Raw genomic sequence first — 17,370 nt, 5'->3', positions numbered from 1 at the left:
GGAGAAAATGTACAACCATACTGCGACGACGGCTTGGCGGAAGAGCACTTTCTGCAACGGCGCCGACACGTGCGTGGAGGTCGCCCCGCTGGCCGACGGAAAAGTCGCACTGCGGGACGCCAAGGACCAGGATGGTCCCGTCCTGGTCTTCACTCCCGAAGAATGGGCCGCCTTCACCGCAGGGGTTCGTGAGGGAGAGTTCGACCTGACGGCTCTCCAGGTCACGGCGTGAAGACGAAGGCGTAACGCCGCCCGTCATGACACATCCGCCCCGGAGGTCGATCGACTCCGGGGCTGTTTCCTGCGCGTGTGACGGATCCAGATGATTCCCGCGGCGACGAGCGCCGTCGCCGTGACGCCGGCCGAATTCCGGCCGGCGACCGGCCTGTCCGTACGCGTGCTTAGGCTCTGCCGCCAAACCTGATCCATCACGTTGATGAAGCGCTCGCCGCGCCGGTCCTTGACCACCAGGAGCCTGTGGTCCCGGGTCGCCCGCCAGAAGCTGTGGCCGGCCTCCGTGCCGAAGAAATTCGCCCGCGCGTACTCGGCGAGCTGTTCCTCCGTCATCTCTCCCACTCTGAAGAGCATCTCCCAGTAGGAGAGGACCAGATTGAGATAGATGTGCACCCGCGGATCGAGCTGGGATCTGATGCTCAGCGCGTCGCTCAGCACGGGGTTCTCTATCTGCAACTGCATGAGTTGAAAATGGTGAGCGCGTTCGGCCTCCGCCCTGGCGAATCGCATTTCCCGCACCTGTAAGAAGAGCGAGAACCCGATCGCGACCAGGGCGAAGGCGAAGATGACGGCTGAAGCGGCGCCGTACGTCTCGCCGACGGCGCTCAACTGCTGCCATCGGGTCCCTGCGGGCACCAGGCGTTCCAGCAGGAGGGGCGTGAGCAGGGTCGCGACGAGGCAGGACAGCGTCGCAGCCGTGAGGAGCAGCGACCAACGCAACGCCCGTGAGCGATGACGGAACGTCATGCCTCCACAGTGCCATCTCGGCCGGTCGCACGGTGGAAAACCTGGAGCGCCACCACGACCTGACGTTCGGCGGGCCGCGCTCCGGTAGTCGCGGCCGAGCTTCGGCAGGCCGGCCTCCCTGACCAGAGATGGTCAAATTGTTGCGATTTGCCGGGTAACGACCCCCGCATGGCATGCTCAATCCCTGAATGTCAGGATTCGAGCGGAAGTGCGGCAGATGAGACTCCCCCGTGCCCTCCCGTTGTTCGCCGCCATCGCGTCGGTGGCCTCGCTGGCCGCCTGCTCCTCTTCGGCGCCGGACAAGGAGTTGCAGGCCAAGCAGGCCGACCAGCAGGCGGCGGTGTCGCCGACGAAGAAGCCGACGCCGCAGCGGCGGCCGTACACGATCTCGTTCGGCGGGGACGTGCACTTCGAGGGCATCCTGCGGCCGCGGCTGGCCAATCCGCGCACCGCGCTCGGGCCCATCGCGAACGTCCTGCGCCAGGCCGACCTCACCATGGTCAACCTGGAGACGGCGATCACCACGGCGGGGACGCCCGCGCCGGGCAAGCAGTTCACCTTCCGCGCGCCGGCCAGCGCGTTCACCGCGCTCAAGTCGGCCGGGGTGGACGTCGTGTCCATGGCCAACAACCACGGCATGGACTACATGGAGAGCGGGCTGGCCGACTCGCTGGCGGCCATCAAGCGCAGCAAGTTCCCGGTGGTGGGGATCGGGAAGGACGCGGCGGAGGCGTACAAGCCGTACAGGAAGACCGTGAACGGCAACCGGGTGGCGATCATCGGGGCCACGCAGGTGCTCGACTCCGAGTTCATCCAGGCGTGGACGGCCACCGCGGACAAGGGCGGCCTGGCCTCCGCCAAGGACGAGGCAGCCCTGCTGCAGGCGGTGCGGCAGGCGCGCAAGAACTCCGACACCGTGATCGTCCACCTCCACTGGGGCACCGAGATGCAGAAGTGCCCGAACGAGGCGCAGCTCTCGCTGGCCCCCAAGCTGGTCAAGGCGGGCGCGGACGTCATCGTCGGCGGCCACGCGCACATCCTGCTCGGCTCCGGCTACCTCGGGAACGCCTACGTCAACTACGGGATGGGCAACTTCGTCTTCTACAACTCCAATCCGGCGACCACCGGCCGGACCGGCGTCTTGACGCTCACCATCAACGGCAGGAAGGTGCTGAAGGACCGCTGGACCCCGGCCACCATCCAGGGCGGCGTCCCGGTGCCGATGACGGGCTCGGCGAAGACCCAGGCGCTGACGGACTGGAAGGCGCTGAGGTCCTGCACCGGCCTTTCCACGCGGCCCTAGCGGATCTATATTGCGGACGGAGCGTCCACTAGGGGGTCGCGATGCGGTGGGTCGAGTCCGGCGACGTGCGGCTGGCGGTCTACACGGACGGCGACCCCGCCGATCCGACCGTGCTGCTCCTCCACGGCTATCCGGACACGCACCGCGTCTGGGACGAGGTCGCGGCCCGGCTCTCCGGCCGCTTCCATGTGGTGCGTTACGACGTACGAGGGGCCGGGGCCTCGACCGGGCCCCGTGACCGCCGCGACTACGGCCTCGACCGTCTGATGGACGACCTGCGGGCGGTGCTCGACGCGGTGGCCGGCGGGCGGAAGGTCCATCTGGTCGGGCACGACTGGGGGTCGGTGCAGGGGTGGGAGGCGGCCGGGCGGGCCGGGCTGCGCGAGCGGCTGGCCTCGTTCACCAGCCTCGGCGGGCCGGGCGGGCGGCACCTGGCGGACTTCGCCCGGCACGGCGGGCGGCGGGACCGGCTCGTGCAGCTCGTACGCTCCTCCTACATCGGGTTCTTCCTGATCCCGGTCCTGCCCGAGCTGGCCTGGCGCTCGCTGGTGCCGCGGCTGCTGGCGCGCCGCCTGCGCCGCGAGGGCGCGCCCCCGCGCGACGGCCATCCCGCCCCGACCCTGGTACGTGACGCGCGCAACGGCCTCTGGCTCTACCGGGCGAACCTGCGGGGGCGGCGGGGCCGGGCCGAGCCGGCCGGGCCGCCCGTGATCGACCTGCCCGTGCAGCTCGTCGACGCCGCGCACGACCCCTTCGTGACCCCGGCGCTGGCGGGCTGGTGCGAACGGTGGACGCCGCGGCTCTGGCGGCGCGAGCTCGACGCCGGCCACTGGGCGCAGCGCGCCCGTCCCGACACGGTGGCCGGCATGATCGCCGAGTTCGTCGCGCACGTCGAGGGCGCCTCCCCGTCGCGGGAGTTACGGCGGGCGCGGGCGGGCGCCGCACGCCGGGCGTTCACCGACCGGCTGGTGGTGGTCACCGGCGCGGGGTCGGGGATCGGGCTGGCGGCGGCGCGGGCGTTCGCGGCGCACGGGGGAGAGGTGGTGTGCGCAGATGTGGACGGGTCCGCCGCGGCGCGGGCGGCCGAGGGGATCGGAAAGGAACTCGGGGGCACGGCGTGGGCCGCGCAGGTCGATGTGGGCAATGTCGATCAGATGGCTGACTTTTCGCGAAATGTCATTGCGGAATATGGAGTGCCGGACATTGTGCTCAACAATGCCGGGATCACCGTCGCCGGCCCCATTCTCGATCACACCGTCGACGACTGGCGGCGCACCATCGACACCAATCTCTGGGGCGTCATTCACGGCTGCCGGCTGTTCGGGGCGGCCATGGTGGCGCGCGGGCAGGGCGGGCACATCGTCAACGTCGCGTCCCTGGCGGCGTTCGCGCCGACGCGGCTGCTGCCGGCGTACTCGGTGTCCAAGGCCGCCGTGAAGGCGCTCAGCGACAGTCTGAGGGCCGAACTGGCGGGACACGGCATCGGGGTGAGCGTCGTCTGCCCGGGGTTCGTGTCCACGCCCATGGCGGAGCACACCACGTACGTCGGCGCGGTCCGCAGGGACCTCGCCGTCCGGTGGCCGGCGCGCCGCCGGTATCCGGCCGAGCGGGTGGCCGCGCACATTCTGCGGGCCGTGGACCGTAATGAGGCGGTCGTTCCGGTCAACCTGGAAGCCGAAATAGGTTATGCGCTGTCCCGGATTTCGCCCCGGCTGATGCGGACACTGGCGCGGCTGGGGTGACGAGCGAGAAATCCAGAAATTTTCCAACTAACGATCGCGCCTTCGGGAGAAGATGAATCCGTGTCTTCGCCGCAGATTGAGAACGATTGCTCCCAGCCTCCCGCCCTGAGGCGGCGTCCCGCGCAGCGCCGCAGCGCCCGCCGCGTCGAGCGCATGCTCGACGCCTGCGCCGAGCTGCTCGACGAGTCCGGCTACGAGGCCCTGTCCACCACCCGCATCGCGGAGCGGGCGGGCGTGGCGATCGGTTCGGTCTACCAGTTCTTCCCGGACAAACGGGCCATCACCCAGGAGCTCACCCGGCGCAACGTCGAGGAGTTCGTCCGCCGGGTGGACCGCCGGTTCCTGGAGGAGGACTACCGGGGGTGGTGGGAGGCGGTGGACGCCATCATCGACGTCTACGTCGACATGCACCGCTCGGTCGCCGGCTTCAAGAGCCTGCACTTCGGCGACGCCGTCGACCTCAACCTGCTCGACTCCGACTCCGAGAACAACACGGTCATCGCCGGCCGCCTGCGCGGGCTGTTCCTGACCGAGTTCGGCCTGGCCGACGACCCGAGGCTGGACGTGTCGGTGCTGGCGGCCGTCGAGGCCGGTGACGCGGTGCTCAAGCTGGCCTTCCGCCGCCGTCCCGACGGCGACCCCGAGATGATAGAGGCGGCCAAGCAGCTCATCCGCGGCTTCCTGTCGCGCCAGCTCAAGAACCTGTCGCCGGCCGTCTGAGCCGCGACTACTCGCCCGTCACGGCGCGCTCGACGTCCTGGACCAGGCCGGGCAGCCAGTCGGGGGCGGCCTCGCCCGGCCGCCCGCGCCCGGCGTGCTCCTCGCGGCCGAGCGCGCTGGCCGAGAACTCCTGCAACTGCGGCGTGGACGGCGTGTGCAGGCAGGGCACCGAGTACGACACCGGCCGCGCGTCCCTGGCCTCGCGGAGCTGCAGCCGCGCCTCCAGCGCCCGCAGGTTGCGCTCGGCGGCCTCGATGGCCTCCATCCGGGCCGTCAGATAGCCGGCGACACCGGGCACCAGAGCCGACAACACGACCACACACGCCAGCGCGAAGGTCGTCTGCTTGGACATGCCCATGACAGCCCCTTCCGCTCGCGAGAACGCGTAGCGATCCGTATATCCCCCGCAAGCAGTGTCAACACGCAGAGAGTGACCAGTCTTTACCGTGGAGTGACCGAAATCCGGACCCACCGGCGATGCGCAATGACCGGGCAAAGGCGCACGTGGCTCGGTAGTCTCACGGTGTGGCGCATGTGACCCGTGAGCACCTTGATCGTCTGCTTGAGCAGGCCCTTCTGGCCGACGACCACGATTCCCTGGCCAGTCGGCTCTACGACGTCGCGCTCGGATACTCCTCGGGCGACGTCTCCAGGGCGTCCATCCTGGTTCTCGCCGCCGAGGAGTGGCGGGCGGCCGGACAGCCCGCGCGCGCGATGGAGTGTTTCCAGCGCGCGCTCGAGGACGGCGGCGAGACGGGCTTCGATCCGCGTGCCGGCATCGCCGACACGTTGTTCGAGCTCGACCGGCAGGAGGAGGCGAGAGAGGTCATCGAGACGATACGCGCCGAGGGCGGCGTCTCGACGGCGACCGCTCACACGATCGCCGAGACGCTGGTGGCGTACGGAGACCTGCGGGGCGGCCTGGAATGGGCGACCCAGGCCGCGCTGGGATCCGACGAGAGCGACCCGGAGCACGATGCGGCGCTGCGTACGCGCTACCGCATCAGGGTCGATCTCGGGCTGCCCGAGGACGAACTGGACGCGCTCGTCCACTGACGGCCCGCCCTGAGAAGGGCGGACCGCCGGGATCGGCGCGTGTACCGTTCCACCGAGGTGCACGCGCCATTCCGCCGTGCCCTCTGAGGGATCAGCGGAGGCCGAGGTCCTGGACGAGGCCGGTGAGGCCGGCCAGGCCCGGATCGCGTCCCGGCAGCACCGGCGAGTCGCCGAGGTCGCCGAGCGCCTGCGGCAGCAGCTCGCCGACGACCTGCGAGCCCACCTCGCCCGCCGGCTTCCGCGCCCCGCGCGGGTCCTTGCGCGGAGAGCCGGCGATCACGGTGTGCGGCTCCCGCGAGGCGCGCGCCGGCGTCCCCGGCAGGACGGGCGCCTGGGGCAGCGTCGGCAGGGCCGCGACGTACGCCGCCGTTGCCAGATCCCTCATCCCGGCCGGTCCGGCCGCGGCCTGACGGACCAGTGGGGAGGCGGAGGACAGGGGCGGCATGCCCCAGCTGGCCGGCACCCCGCCGAGATCGACCTTGCCCGGCAGCGCGCCCCCCGAGGCGAGGCCGGTCAGCCCGAGCTGCCGGGCCAGCCGCCCGGCCGCCAAGGCCAGGTCGTTGGCCTCCGGGGTGATCATGGTCCCGCCCGGCACGTCCTGCGGACGCACCTCCACCCGCCCGGCGCAGCCGAGCAGGCTGGTCGAGTGCCGCGCTCCGCCACAGGTGTCCGCGCCCGTGGGGCCCGCGGCGAACCAGCTCACACCCGCGGCCAGCGCGGCCGTCGCGACGATGATCCGGAACTTGTGGGATGGCACTGGCACGCCCCCTGGTCGTTGTTCGCTCATCTGACGAACGCCGAAGCTAGCCCGCCGGGGGGCGGGGCGTGCGGGGCTTGTCCGAAGGGTGGGGCGAACCTTACCGAGCGGGCGGGCCCATGACCGTGCCGTGAGCCCGCTGATCGCCCCCCCAAAAAAAACGCCGGAGCCCGGGGCCCACGGACGGGGCCCCGGGCTCCGGGCGGGCGTCAGGCGGCGCGCTGGACGAGCAGCTCGTCGTCGCCGAGCTCCACGGTCACCTTGTCGCCGTCCACGACCTCGCCCGACAGGACGGCCTTGGCCAGCTTGTCGCCGATGGACGACTGCACCAGGCGGCGCAGCGGCCGGGCGCCGTAGAGCGGGTCGTAGCCGGTCAGTGCCAGCCACTCGCGGGCCGCCGGCGTGACCTCCAGCGTCAGCCTGCGGTCGGCCAGGCGCCGGGCCAGCCGCTCGACCTGCAGGTCGACGATCTGGGCCAGCTCCTCCGTGCCGAGGGCGTCGAAGAGGATCACGTCGTCGAGCCGGTTGAGGAACTCCGGCTTGAAGGCCGAGCGCACGGCCGCCATGACGGCCTCGCGCTTGGCGTCGTTCTCCAGCTTGGGATCGATGAGGAACTGCGAGCCCAGGTTGGAGGTGAGGATCAGGATCGTGTTGCGGAAGTCGACCGTGCGGCCCTGGCCGTCGGTCAGCCGCCCGTCGTCGAGCACCTGGAGCAGGATGTCGAAGACCTCGGGGTGGGCCTTCTCGACCTCGTCCAGCAGCACCACGGTGTAGGGGCGCCGGCGTACGGCCTCGGTGAGCTGGCCGCCCTCCTCGTAGCCGACGTAGCCGGGAGGCGCGCCGACGAGCCGGGCCACGCTGTGCTTCTCGGAGTATTCGCTCATGTCGATGCGGGTCATCGCCCGCTCGTCGTCGAACAGGAACTCCGCCAGCGCCTTGGCCAGCTCGGTCTTGCCCACGCCCGTTGGGCCGAGGAAGAGGAACGAGCCCGTGGGGCGGTCGGGGTCGGCGATGCCGGCCCGGCTGCGGCGTACGGCGTCGGAGACCGCGCGTACGGCCTCCTGCTGGCCGATGAGCCGCCGGCCCAGCTCGTCCTCCATGCGCAGCAGCTTGGCCGTCTCGGCCTCCAGGAGCCGCCCGGCGGGGATGCCGGTCCACGACGAGATCACCTCGGCGATGTCGTCGGCCCCGACCTCCTCCTTGACCATGGCGTTCTCCGGCTGCTCGGCCTCGGAGGCGGCCTTGAGCGCCTGCTCCAGCCGCGGCACCTCGGCGTACATCAGCCGCGAGGCGGCCTCGAAGTCGCCGTCGCGCTGGGCCCGCTCGGCCGCGCCCTTGGCCTCGTCGAGCTGCTTCTTCAGCTCACCGACCTTGTTGAGCCCGGCCTTCTCCTGCTCCCAGCGGCCGACGAGGGCGTTGAGCTCCTCCTGGCGGTCGGCCAGCTCCTGGCGGAGCCGCTCCAGCCGCTGGACGGAGGCCTCGTCGGTCTCCTTCGACAGGGCCAGCTCCTCCATCTTCATCCGGTCGACGGAGCGCTGGAGCTGGTCGATCTCCACGGGACGGGAGTCGATCTCCATGCGCAGCCGCGAGGCGGCCTCGTCGACCAGGTCGATCGCCTTGTCGGGGAGGAAGCGGTTGGTGATGTAGCGGTCGGACAGCGCGGCGGCGGCGACCAGCGCGCCGTCGGAGATCTGCACCTGGTGGTGGGCCTCGTAGCGGCCCTTCAGTCCGCGCAGGATCGCGATGGAGTCCTCGACCGTGGGCTCACCCACGTAGACCTGCTGGAAGCGGCGCTCCAGCGCCGGGTCCTTCTCGATGCGCTCGCGGTATTCGTCGAGCGTGGTCGCGCCGATCATGCGCAGCTCGCCGCGGGCCAGCATGGGCTTGAGCATGTTGCCCGCGTCCATGGCGCCCTCGGCGGCGCCCGCGCCGACGACCGTGTGCAGCTCGTCGATGAAGGTCACGACCTGGCCTTCGCTCTCCTTGATCTCGGAGAGCACGGCCTTCAGCCGCTCCTCGAACTCGCCGCGGTATTTCGCCCCCGCGACCATCGCGCCGAGGTCGAGCGAGATGAGCCGCTTGCCGCGCAGCGACTCCGGCACGTCGCCGGCCACGATGCGCTGGGCCAGGCCCTCGACGACGGCGGTCTTGCCGACGCCGGGCTCGCCGATCAGCACCGGGTTGTTCTTGGTGCGCCGGCTCAGCACCTGGACCACGCGGCGGATCTCGCCGTCGCGGCCGATGACCGGGTCGAGCTTGCCGCCCCGGGCGCGCTCGGTCAGGTCGACGCCGTACTTCTCCAGCGCCTGGTAGGTGTCCTCGGGCGTCTCACTGGTGACGCGGGCGTTGCCGCGCACCTTCTCGAACGCGTCGAGCAGCGCCTGCGAGGTCGCCCCCTGCGCCTTCAGCAGGTCGGCGACCTGGCCGCCGTCGGCCGCGAGGCCCACCAGCAGGTGCTCGGTGGAGACGTAGAGGTCTTCGAGCCGGTTGGCGTGGTGCGCGGCGGTGTTCATGACCGTGAGGAGCTGGCGTGAGCTCGACGGCGCCCCCACCGTCGCGCCCTGCGCCTTCGGCAGCCCGGCCAGCAGCTCCTCGACCCTGGTGCGCAACGCGCGCCAGTCGGCGCCGACGGCTTCCAGCAGCGGCACGGCGGTGCCGCCCGTCTGCGCGAGCAGGGTGGCCATCAGGTGAGCCGGGGCGATCTCGGGGTTGCCCTCCGCGGCGGCGCGCCGCATGGCCCCCGAGAGCGCCTCCTGGCTCTTCTGGGTGAGCTTGTAGTCCATGTCGTTCTCAGGCCCCCGGTGGCAGCTCGTAGCGGATCAGCGCTCTGACCATGCGCATCTCGGCGCGCAGGCGGTGAACCTCCTCGCGCAACCGCAGGGTCTCGTTCTCGAGCTCGAGAATGCGCTTGATGCCCGCGAGGTTGATGCCCTCTTCCTGGGAGAGCCGCTGCACCTCGCGGAGCTGGATGATGTCTCTTGTGGAGTAGAGGCGGCCGCGCCCGGCCGTACGGCCGGGGCTGACCAGGCCGAGCCGGTCGTACTGGCGCAGGGTCTGCGGATGCAGCCCGGACAACTGCGCGGCCACCGAGATCACATAGACGGGTGTGTCGTCGGACAGGTCGAAATAGTTGGCGTCCATCGGCTCACTCGCTTCTGGCTCGCTGAATGAGGTCGGCGCGCGGGTCCTCGCCCGCGGTCGCGGTCTGGAACTCGCTGAGGAGCTCGCGCGACTTGTCGTCCAGCGTGTTCGGCACGAGCACCTCGACCGTGGCGAGCAGGTCGCCCTTGGTGCCGTCCTTACGGGACACGCCCCTGCCGCGCACCCGGAAGGTACGCCCGTTGGGCGTGCCCGGCGGGATGCGCAGCGTGACCGGCATGCCCTTGAGGATGGGCACCTTGATCTCGGCCCCCAGGGCGGCCTCCGTGAACGTCACCGGCACGGTGACGGTCAGGTTGTCGCCCGAGCGGCCGAACACCGCGTGCGGCTTGACGTGGGTCTGGATGTAGAGGTCTCCCGCGGGGCCGCCGTTCTCGCCCGGCGCCCCCTTGGCCTTGAGCTTGACCCGCTGACCGTCGGCGACGCCGGCGGGGATGCGGGCCTGGATGGTGCGGGTGCTCTTGGCCCGGCCGCTGCCCTCGCACACGGGGCAGGGGTCGTCCACGATCAGCCCGCGGCCCTTGCAGTCGCGGCAGGGCTCGGAGAAGGCGAAGTTGCCCAGGTTGCGGCTGGCCGCGCCGGTGCCCTCACAGGTCGGGCAGACCCTCGGGGTCGTGCCCGCCTTGGCGCCGGTGCCGGTGCACGCGGCGCAGGCGGCCGAGCTGGTCAGCCTGAGCGACACCGTGGTGCCCTCGACGGCCTCGGTGAACGAGAGCGTGACCTCGGACTCGATGTCCTGGCCACGCCGCGGCCGGGTCGTGGTGGTGCGGGTGGACGCACCACCACCGCCGCGGTTGAACAGCCCGCCGAACAGGTCGCCGAGCCGCTCTCCCGCGCCCCCCTGCTGCCCCTGCCCGGTGCCGCCGAACAGGTCGCCGAAGTCGAACGAGAAGCCGCCGGCCCCCGGCCGCTGGCCGCCCACCCCGGAGCCGAACAACGTCCGCGCCTCGTCGTACTCCTTGCGGCGCTTGGTGTCGGACAGGACGTCGTACGCCTCGGAGACCTCTTTGAACTTGGCCTCTTTGGCGGTGTCGCCCTGGTTGCTGTCGGGGTGGTACTGGCGGGCCAGCTTGCGGTAGGCCTTCTTGATCTCGTCAGCGGTCGCGGTCTTGGGCACACCAAGGACGGCGTAGTAGTCCTTCTCCAAGTAGTCCTTGGTGCTCATCTACGGCCCTTCGTCCTCGTCAGCTTTCGTCTTCGGTTTCACCCTGGCCGCCCGCGGCGGGCTCCTGGGGCTCGGCGGGCTCGGCCACGGCCACCCGCGCCGGCCGCAGGATGCGCTCGCCCATGCGGTAGCCGGGCTGGAACACCTCGACCGCGGTGGCCTCGGTCACGTCCGCGGAGTAGCTGTGCATCAGCGCCTCGTGGACGGTCGGGTCGAAGGGGTCGCCCTTCTGCCCGTAGGCGGTGAGGCCGAGCTTGGTGAGCGTGGCCTCCAGCGACTCCGCCACCTTCGCGAAGCCGCCGGTGAGCTCGCCGTGCTCGCGGGCGCGGCCGATGTCGTCGAGCACGGGCAGGAGCTCGGTCAGCGCGCTCGCCACCGCCTGCTCCCTGACCGCGGCGCGGTCGCGCTCGACGCGCTTGCGGTAGTTGACGTATTCGGCCTGGAGTCGCTTCAGGTCCTCGGTCCGCTCGGCGAGCTGGATGGCCAGCTCGCCGTCGGCGGCGGGACCGGCGGCGGCCGGGGCCTCGGCGGGCTGGCCGGCCGTCTCCTGGGCGGCGTCGGGCTCGCGAGGCAGCCCCGTCTCCGGGTCGATCTTGCGGTTGTCGCGGATCACCGGCTCCTCGTGCCCGTTGTCACGCGGCGGCATCACTTGTCCTTCTTCGGCTCGTCGTCGACGATCTCGGCCTCGACCACGTCCTCGTCGGCCTTCTGGCCCGCACCGGCCGCGGCGTCCTGCGGGGCGCCCTCGGGGCCGCCCTGCTGACCCTGGCCGGCGGCGTAGATCGCCGAGCCCATCTTCTGGCTGACCGTGGCGAGCTTCTCCGCCGAGTTGCGGATGACGTCGGTGTCGGTGCCCTCCAGAGCCTTCTTCAGCTCGGCCAGGGCGTCGTTGACCTCGGTCTTGATGTCACCGGGGACCTTGTCGTCGTTCTCGCGGAGGAACTTCTCCGTCTGGTAGGCGAGCCCGTCGGCGTTGTTGCGGACCTCGGCCTCCTCGCGGCGCTTCTTGTCCTCCTCGGCGTAGGACTCGGCCTCGCGCATCATGCGCTCGATGTCGTCCTTGGGCAGCGCCGAGCCGCCGGTGATGGTCATCGACTGCTCCTTGCCCGTGCCCAGGTCCTTGGCGGAGACGTTGACGATGCCGTTGGCGTCGATGTCGAAGGTGACCTCGATCTGCGGGATGCCGCGCGGGGCCGGCGCGATGCCGGTGAGCTCGAAGGTCGCGAGCTTCTTGTTGTAGGCCGCGATCTCGCGCTCGCCCTGGAAGACCTGGATCTGCACCGACGGCTGGTTGTCCTCGGCCGTGGTGAAGACCTCGGAGCGCTTGGTCGGGATCGTCGTGTTGCGCTCGATGATCTTGGTGAAGATGCCGCCCTTGGTCTCGATGCCCAGCGACAGCGGGGTCACGTCGAGCAGCAGGACGTCCTTGACCTCACCCTTGAGCACGCCGGCCTGCAGGGCGGCGCCGATGGCGACGACCTCGTCGGGGTTGACGCCCTTGTTGGGCTCCTTGCCGCCGGTCAGCTCCTTGACCAGGTCGGTCACGGCGGGCATCCGGGTCGAGCCGCCGACCAGCACCACGTGGCTGATGTCGGAGACCTTGATGCCGGCGTCCTTGATGACCTGGTGGAACGGGCCCTTGGTCCGCTCGAGCAGGTCGGCCGTCAGCCGCTGGAACTCCGAGCGCGTGAGCTTCTCGTCGAGGTGCAGCGGGCCCTCGGAGGAGGCCGTGATGTAGGGCAGGTTGATGCTGGTCTCGGACTGGCTGGACAGCTCGATCTTGGCCTTCTCCGCGGCCTCGCGCAGGCGCTGCAGAGCCATCTTGTCCTTGGACAGGTCGACGCCGTGGGCGTTCTGGAAACGCTTGACGAGCTCGTCGACGACGCGCTGGTCCCAGTCGTCGCCGCCCAGGTGGTTGTCACCGGAGGTGGCCTTGACCTCGACGAAGCCGTGGCCGTCCTCGGAGCCGACGTCGAGCAGCGACACGTCGAAGGTGCCGCCACCGAGGTCGAAGACCAGGATGGTCTGGTCCTGCTCCTTGTCGAGGCCGTAGGCGAGGGCCGCGGCGGTCGGCTCGTTGATGATGCGGAGCACGTTGAGGCCCGCGATCGTGCCGGCCTCCTTGGTGGCCTGCCGCTGGGCGTCGTTGAAGTAGGCCGGGACGGTGATCACCGCGTCGGTGATCTTCTCGCCCAGGTAGGCCTCGGCGTCCTGCTTGAGCTTCTGCAGCACGAAGGCGCTGATCTGCTGCGGGGAGAACTTCTTGCCGTCGATCTCCTGGGACCAGTTGGTGCCCATCTCGCGCTTGACGGAGCGGATGGTGCGGTCCACGTTGGTGACGGCCTGCCGCTTGGCGACCTCACCGACCAGGACTTCGCCGTTCTTCGCGAAGGCGACCACGGACGGCGTGGTCCGCGAGCCCTGCGCGTTGGCGATGACGGTGGGCTCACCGCCCTCGAGGATCGAGACGACGGAGTTGGTCGTCCCAAGGTCGATACCTACCGCACGTGCCATGAGTACGTCCTTGTGGTGAAAGTTGAGTCGGTCGGACTCAAGCTACGGATGACGGTCGTGTTTGTCAAACGACTTGAGCCTACTCGACTCAACCCTTGTGAGCGCGCCCGCATTCCCGATCCTGCCCCAGAATTCTGCAGGATGGCGCGGACGCGGGAGATCAGCTGACCGGGGTGTTCAGGTCGGTCTGGATCTCGGCGGGGGTGAGGGCGCGGTTGTAGAGGCGGACTTCGTCGATGAGGCCGGCGAAGTACTCGCCCCACAGGCTGTTGCCGCCGATGCGCAGGACGCCGTTGTCGGTGCGGATTGAGCCGGTCTTGGCGGTTTGGGCGACCTGGGTGCCGTTGACGTAGAGGCGCAGCGTGGTCGCGTCGTAGGTCGCGGTCAGGTGGGACCAAGTGTTGAGCGGGAGTTGGCTGGGGCCGCCGACGTCGGCGGGTGTGGTGGTGAAGATCGCCGTGTGCGGGCGGTTGCTGTCGCTGCCGGCGGTCAACGTGTAGGCCTCGCCGCTGGCGTGCTGCTTCATGACGACTGTCCGCCAGCCGGTGACAGTGGTGGGGCGGATCCAGGCTTCCACGGTCATGCCGGTCGTGAGGCGGAGGCTCGGCGCGTCGGGGATGGTGATCCAGCTTGAGGTGCCGTTGAAGGACAGTGCGCTGCCGTAGCGGCCGGAGGTGGTCCAGGTGGTGGAGGTGAGGGTGCCGGTGTGGCCTCCGCCGGAGGTGTCGGCGACCGTCGAGCCGGTGCCCTCGTTCATCCCGTACGCCGCCACCAGCCCCGGCACGGACGGCGGCTGCGTGACCGTCGCCGAGACCTCGGCCGAGGCGGGGCCGACGTTGTTCGCGCCGTCGAAGGCCCGCACCCGGTAGTAGTACGTGCCCGCCGCGAGCCCGGAGTCCGTGAACGACGTGCCGTCGGCCGAGCCCACCTGGTTGGCCCCTGACGGCGTGAAGCCGGGCGTGGCCGAGCGGTGGACCAGGTAGCCCGTCACGCCCACGTTGTCCGTGGCGGCCGACCAGGAGAGCTGCGCCGAGCCCGGTCCGCCCGCCGCCGTGAGCCCGCCGGGGGCGGTGGGGGCCTGCGTGTCGGGTGGCAGCGGCTGTCCCACCGGGGTGTTCAGGTCGGTCTGGATCTCGGCGGGGGTGAGGGCGCGGTTGTAGAGGCGGACTTCGTCGATGAGGCCGGCGAAGTACTCGCCCCACAGGCTGTTGCCGCCGATGCGCAGGACGCCGTTGTCGGTGCGGATTGAGCCTGTCTTGGGGGTTTGGGCGACCTGGGTGCCGTTGATGTAGAGGCGCAACGTGGTGGCGTCGTAGGTGGCGGTGAGGTGGGTCCAGGTGTTGAGGGGGAGTTGGCTGGGCCCGCCGATGTCGGCGGGGGTGGTGGTGAAGATCGCCGTGTGGGGGCGGTTGCTGTCGCTGCCGGCGGTCAACGTGTAAGCCTCGCCGCTGGCGTGTTGCTTCATGACGACCGTCCGCCAGCCGGTCACCGTGGTGGGACGGACCCACGCCTCCACGGTCATGCCGGTGGTCAGGCGGAGGTTGGCGGCGTCGGGGACGGTGATCCAGCTTGAGGTGCCGTTGAAGGACAGTGCGCTGCCGTAGCGGCCGGAGGTGGTCCAGGTGGTGGAGGTGAGGGTGCCGGTGTGGCCTCCGCCTGAGGCGTCCCCGACCGTGGAGCCCGAGCCCTCGTCCATCGCGTACGCCGCCACCAGCCCCGGCACCGCCGCCGTCGGCTCGTACGTCGCCGTATAGGTCGTCGCGGTCGCCGGAGCCACGACCTGGTGGGTCGCCGCACCCCCGTCCGACCACGACGCGAAGGTGTGGCTGCCGCCGCTCGCGGTCTGCGGCGAGGGCGCGGAGACCGAGTTGCCGGAGCCGACGATCACGGTCCTGGTGAACGGGCTGATCGTCTGCTCGCTGTTGAAGCCGAGCCGCAGGCCGGGCGGCGACGACTGGAAGGTCAGGTTCACCGTGCGCGGCTGGAGCAGCACGCTCTTGGTGTCGCTCAGCCCCTGGGCGTCGGTCACCGTGAGCCGCAGCTCCAGGTGGGACGGGTAGTCGTGGTCGGGGGCCTGGAAGGACCCGCTCGCGCCGGTGAACGCGGTGATCTCGTGCTCGTGGCAGGTGCTCGGGCAGTGGTGCAGGATCAGCGCCCAGTGCATGCGCGAGCCGGGGACCGTGCCGTCCTGGGCGTCGGTGCCGCTGCCGGAGAAGGCGATCGTCTGGCCGACGGCCCAGGTGGTGGTGGCCGTCGGCACGGCGATGGTCGCCGTGGGCGCGGTGTTGTCCACGTTGACGGTGACCGAGGCGTCGCCCTGGCCGCCCCTGCCGTCGTGGACGCGCAGGCGCACGGTGTACGAGCCCGGCTGGGCGTACGTGAACGACGGCGCGGCGGCGGTCGAGTCGTCGAGGTCGCCGTCGCCGTCGAGGTCCCAGGCGTAGGTGAGCGGGTCGCCGTCGGCGTCGCTGGAGGAGGCCCCGGAGAACGTCACGGCCAGCGGCGCGGCGCCGGAGGTGGCGCTCGCGCCGATCACCGCCGTGGGCGGGGTGTTGGCGTAGAGGTAGCGGACGAGCGTCCCGTGGTCGTAGTCCACGGCGAACAGGTCGCCGCCGGGGCCCGTCTCCAGCTCGACCGTGGGCATGCCGGAGTCGAAGGTCTGAATCGTGGCCGGGTCGGGCAGGCCGTTCGCGCCCTTGGTCATCACCCAGACGCACTGGCGGCTGTAGTCGGAGAAGAACAGCGCGCCGTCGTAGGCGGCCGGGTAGCCGCCGCCGGTGTGGAAGGCGACGCCGCTGGCCGAGGAGCCGCCCGACGGGCAGGGGTCGCTGGGGGCGGGGCGGGCGTTGTGGTTCCAGGCGAAGTACGGCGCGGTGTGGGCGGAGGCGCCGGCGGCGTACAGGTTCTCGCAGAGCGTCAGGTCGAGGTTGTCGTAGCCGCCCTGGCGGCCAGGGCCCTCGTAGCAGGGCCAGCCGAAGTTGGTGACGCCGGCGGTGGGGCTGACGACCCGGTTGATCTCCTCGACGGTGTTCCAGCCGACCTCGCCGAGCCAGATCTCCGAGGTGCCGGGGCGCACGGTGATGCGGAACGGGTTGCGCAGGCCGTGGGCGACGATGCGGGCGGCGTTGGGGTCGGGGCTCGCGGCGTTGGGGTTGCCGGCGGCCGCCGCCCCCGTATCCGGATTTATCCGGATCAGGGAGCCGTCGAGGCCGGCCGGGTCGCCGTTCGTCCGCACGTCCTGCGAGCGCAGCGCCCCGCCCTCCGCCGACGGCGGCGACAGGGCCGTGCCGACCGGCGAGGGCGGGTCCCCGCACGGGTTGTCCGGCGTGACGTCGGAGCTGGTCAGGTTGTCCTGGCCGTAGTCGGCGAAGTTGAAGCTGGCGCCGTCGCCGGCCGAGGCGTACAGCGCGCCGTCCGGGCCGAAGCGCAGGTCGCCGACCGAGTGGCTGGGATGCTGCTGGCACCAGTCGGTGATCAGCGGGGTCTCGGCCCCCGTGGGGGAGATGACCGACAGGCGGCCGGTGACCAGGCAGCCGTCACCGGTCGCGCCCGGCGGGGTCGGGCACGGGTCGTCGGTCGCGCCCGCGGTCCCCCAGCGCGGCGCGGTCCCGCCGGGCACGGCGTCGCGGCTGTAGAGGACGTACAGACGCGGGTCGGCGGGAAAATCCGGATGCAGGGCCATGCCGAGCAGGCCGCGGTCCCAGAAGTTGTGCACCTGCGTGCGCAGGTCGGCGTAGAGCGTGGGCGTCGTGTCGGACAGCGAGTCGAAGACCTTGATCAGCCCGCTCTTCTCCGCCACGAACACCCGCCCGTCCGGCGCGAACTCCACGTTCGTCGGCCGGGTGAGCCCGCTGAGCACGGTCTGCCGCTGGAACGCCGGCGGCAGCGCCCGCGCGGGCGGGCTCGACAGCGCGAGCCAGCCGGCGGGGAGGAGCAGGAGTGCGGCGAGCGCGCGGCCGAGTCGTCTCACGGG

General features: G+C 70.9%; 13 protein-coding genes and 1 pseudogene. 5 read left to right on the top strand and 9 right to left on the bottom strand.

Annotated features, from left to right (window positions below; genetic code table 11):
- Positions 1 to 7 precede the first annotated feature (7 nt).
- On the top strand, positions 8 to 232 hold the full coding sequence (locus AC27IY_RS30500) for a DUF397 domain-containing protein (protein WP_423451363.1): 225 nt from the start codon (positions 8 to 10) through the stop codon (positions 230 to 232).
- 23 nt (positions 233 to 255) lie between these two features.
- Here the strand turns inward: AC27IY_RS30500 and AC27IY_RS30495 are convergent, their stop codons facing one another.
- Entirely contained in the window at positions 256 to 981 is a 726-nt protein-coding gene (locus tag AC27IY_RS30495; RefSeq protein ID WP_487179986.1) for a DUF6082 family protein, read from the bottom strand.
- Between the two features lie 217 nt (positions 982 to 1,198).
- On the opposite strand from AC27IY_RS30495, the gene AC27IY_RS30490 reads away from it, so the two are divergent.
- The 3 genes from AC27IY_RS30490 (at position 1,199) to AC27IY_RS30480 (ending at position 4,746) form a co-directional block, all read left to right on the top strand.
- Positions 1,199 to 2,284, top strand: coding sequence for a CapA family protein (locus AC27IY_RS30490; RefSeq protein WP_487179985.1), 1,086 nt, complete (start codon positions 1,199 to 1,201; stop codon positions 2,282 to 2,284).
- Between the two features lie 41 nt (positions 2,285 to 2,325).
- Positions 2,326 to 4,026 carry an SDR family oxidoreductase gene (locus AC27IY_RS30485; protein ID WP_487179984.1) on the top strand — a complete coding sequence of 567 codons (1,701 nt, stop codon included), beginning with the start codon at positions 2,326 to 2,328 and terminating at the stop codon, positions 4,024 to 4,026.
- 153 nt (positions 4,027 to 4,179) lie between these two features.
- Positions 4,180 to 4,746: a TetR/AcrR family transcriptional regulator gene (locus AC27IY_RS30480; protein WP_371251029.1), complete on the top strand. Its 567-nt coding sequence runs from the start codon at positions 4,180 to 4,182 to the stop codon at positions 4,744 to 4,746.
- Positions 4,747 to 4,753: 7 nt separating this feature from the next.
- Here the strand turns inward: AC27IY_RS30480 and AC27IY_RS30475 are convergent, their stop codons facing one another.
- Positions 4,754 to 5,098 (bottom strand): hypothetical protein, encoded by a 345-nt coding sequence (locus AC27IY_RS30475; RefSeq protein WP_423451360.1) that lies wholly within the window; start codon positions 5,096 to 5,098, stop codon positions 4,754 to 4,756.
- A 173-nt stretch (positions 5,099 to 5,271) separates the two neighbouring features.
- Between AC27IY_RS30475 and AC27IY_RS30470 the strand changes: the two genes are divergently transcribed.
- Complete coding sequence (locus AC27IY_RS30470; protein WP_245775283.1) at positions 5,272 to 5,802, top strand: tetratricopeptide repeat protein; 531 nt, start codon at positions 5,272 to 5,274, stop codon at positions 5,800 to 5,802.
- A gap of 91 nt (positions 5,803 to 5,893) precedes the next feature.
- On the opposite strand, the gene AC27IY_RS30465 is transcribed toward AC27IY_RS30470, so the two are convergent.
- The 7 genes and pseudogenes from AC27IY_RS30465 to AC27IY_RS30435 all read right to left on the bottom strand — a co-directional run bounded on the left by AC27IY_RS30465 (position 5,894) and on the right by AC27IY_RS30435 (position 17,367).
- Positions 5,894 to 6,559, bottom strand: coding sequence for a hypothetical protein (locus AC27IY_RS30465; protein WP_487179983.1), 666 nt, complete (start codon positions 6,557 to 6,559; stop codon positions 5,894 to 5,896).
- Between the two features lie 209 nt (positions 6,560 to 6,768).
- Complete coding sequence (clpB, locus tag AC27IY_RS30460; RefSeq protein ID WP_371250858.1) at positions 6,769 to 9,342, bottom strand: ATP-dependent chaperone ClpB; 2,574 nt, start codon at positions 9,340 to 9,342, stop codon at positions 6,769 to 6,771.
- Between the two features lie 34 nt (positions 9,343 to 9,376).
- A pseudogene (locus AC27IY_RS30455) lies at positions 9,377 to 9,700 on the bottom strand (heat shock protein transcriptional repressor HspR); the annotation flags it as partial.
- A gap of 4 nt (positions 9,701 to 9,704) precedes the next feature.
- Positions 9,705 to 10,883 (bottom strand): molecular chaperone DnaJ, encoded by a 1,179-nt coding sequence (gene dnaJ / locus AC27IY_RS30450; RefSeq protein WP_344208313.1) that lies wholly within the window; start codon positions 10,881 to 10,883, stop codon positions 9,705 to 9,707.
- A gap of 19 nt (positions 10,884 to 10,902) precedes the next feature.
- Positions 10,903 to 11,529, bottom strand: a complete 627-nt coding sequence (grpE, locus tag AC27IY_RS30445; RefSeq protein WP_371250856.1) for a nucleotide exchange factor GrpE — start codon at positions 11,527 to 11,529, stop codon at positions 10,903 to 10,905.
- Complete coding sequence (gene dnaK, locus AC27IY_RS30440; protein ID WP_344208309.1) at positions 11,529 to 13,397, bottom strand: molecular chaperone DnaK; 1,869 nt, start codon at positions 13,395 to 13,397, stop codon at positions 11,529 to 11,531. Before dnaK ends, grpE begins: the two co-directional genes overlap by 1 nt.
- 160 nt (positions 13,398 to 13,557) lie before the next feature.
- Positions 13,558 to 17,367, bottom strand: a complete 3,810-nt coding sequence (locus AC27IY_RS30435) for a LamG-like jellyroll fold domain-containing protein (RefSeq protein ID WP_487179982.1) — start codon at positions 17,365 to 17,367, stop codon at positions 13,558 to 13,560.
- Positions 17,368 to 17,370 lie beyond the last annotated feature (3 nt).

It is taken from the genome of Nonomuraea sp. B208 (assembly GCF_057536035.1).
The sequence above is the reverse complement of the archived record's forward strand: the minus strand, read 5'-3'. Positions and strand labels throughout refer to the sequence as shown.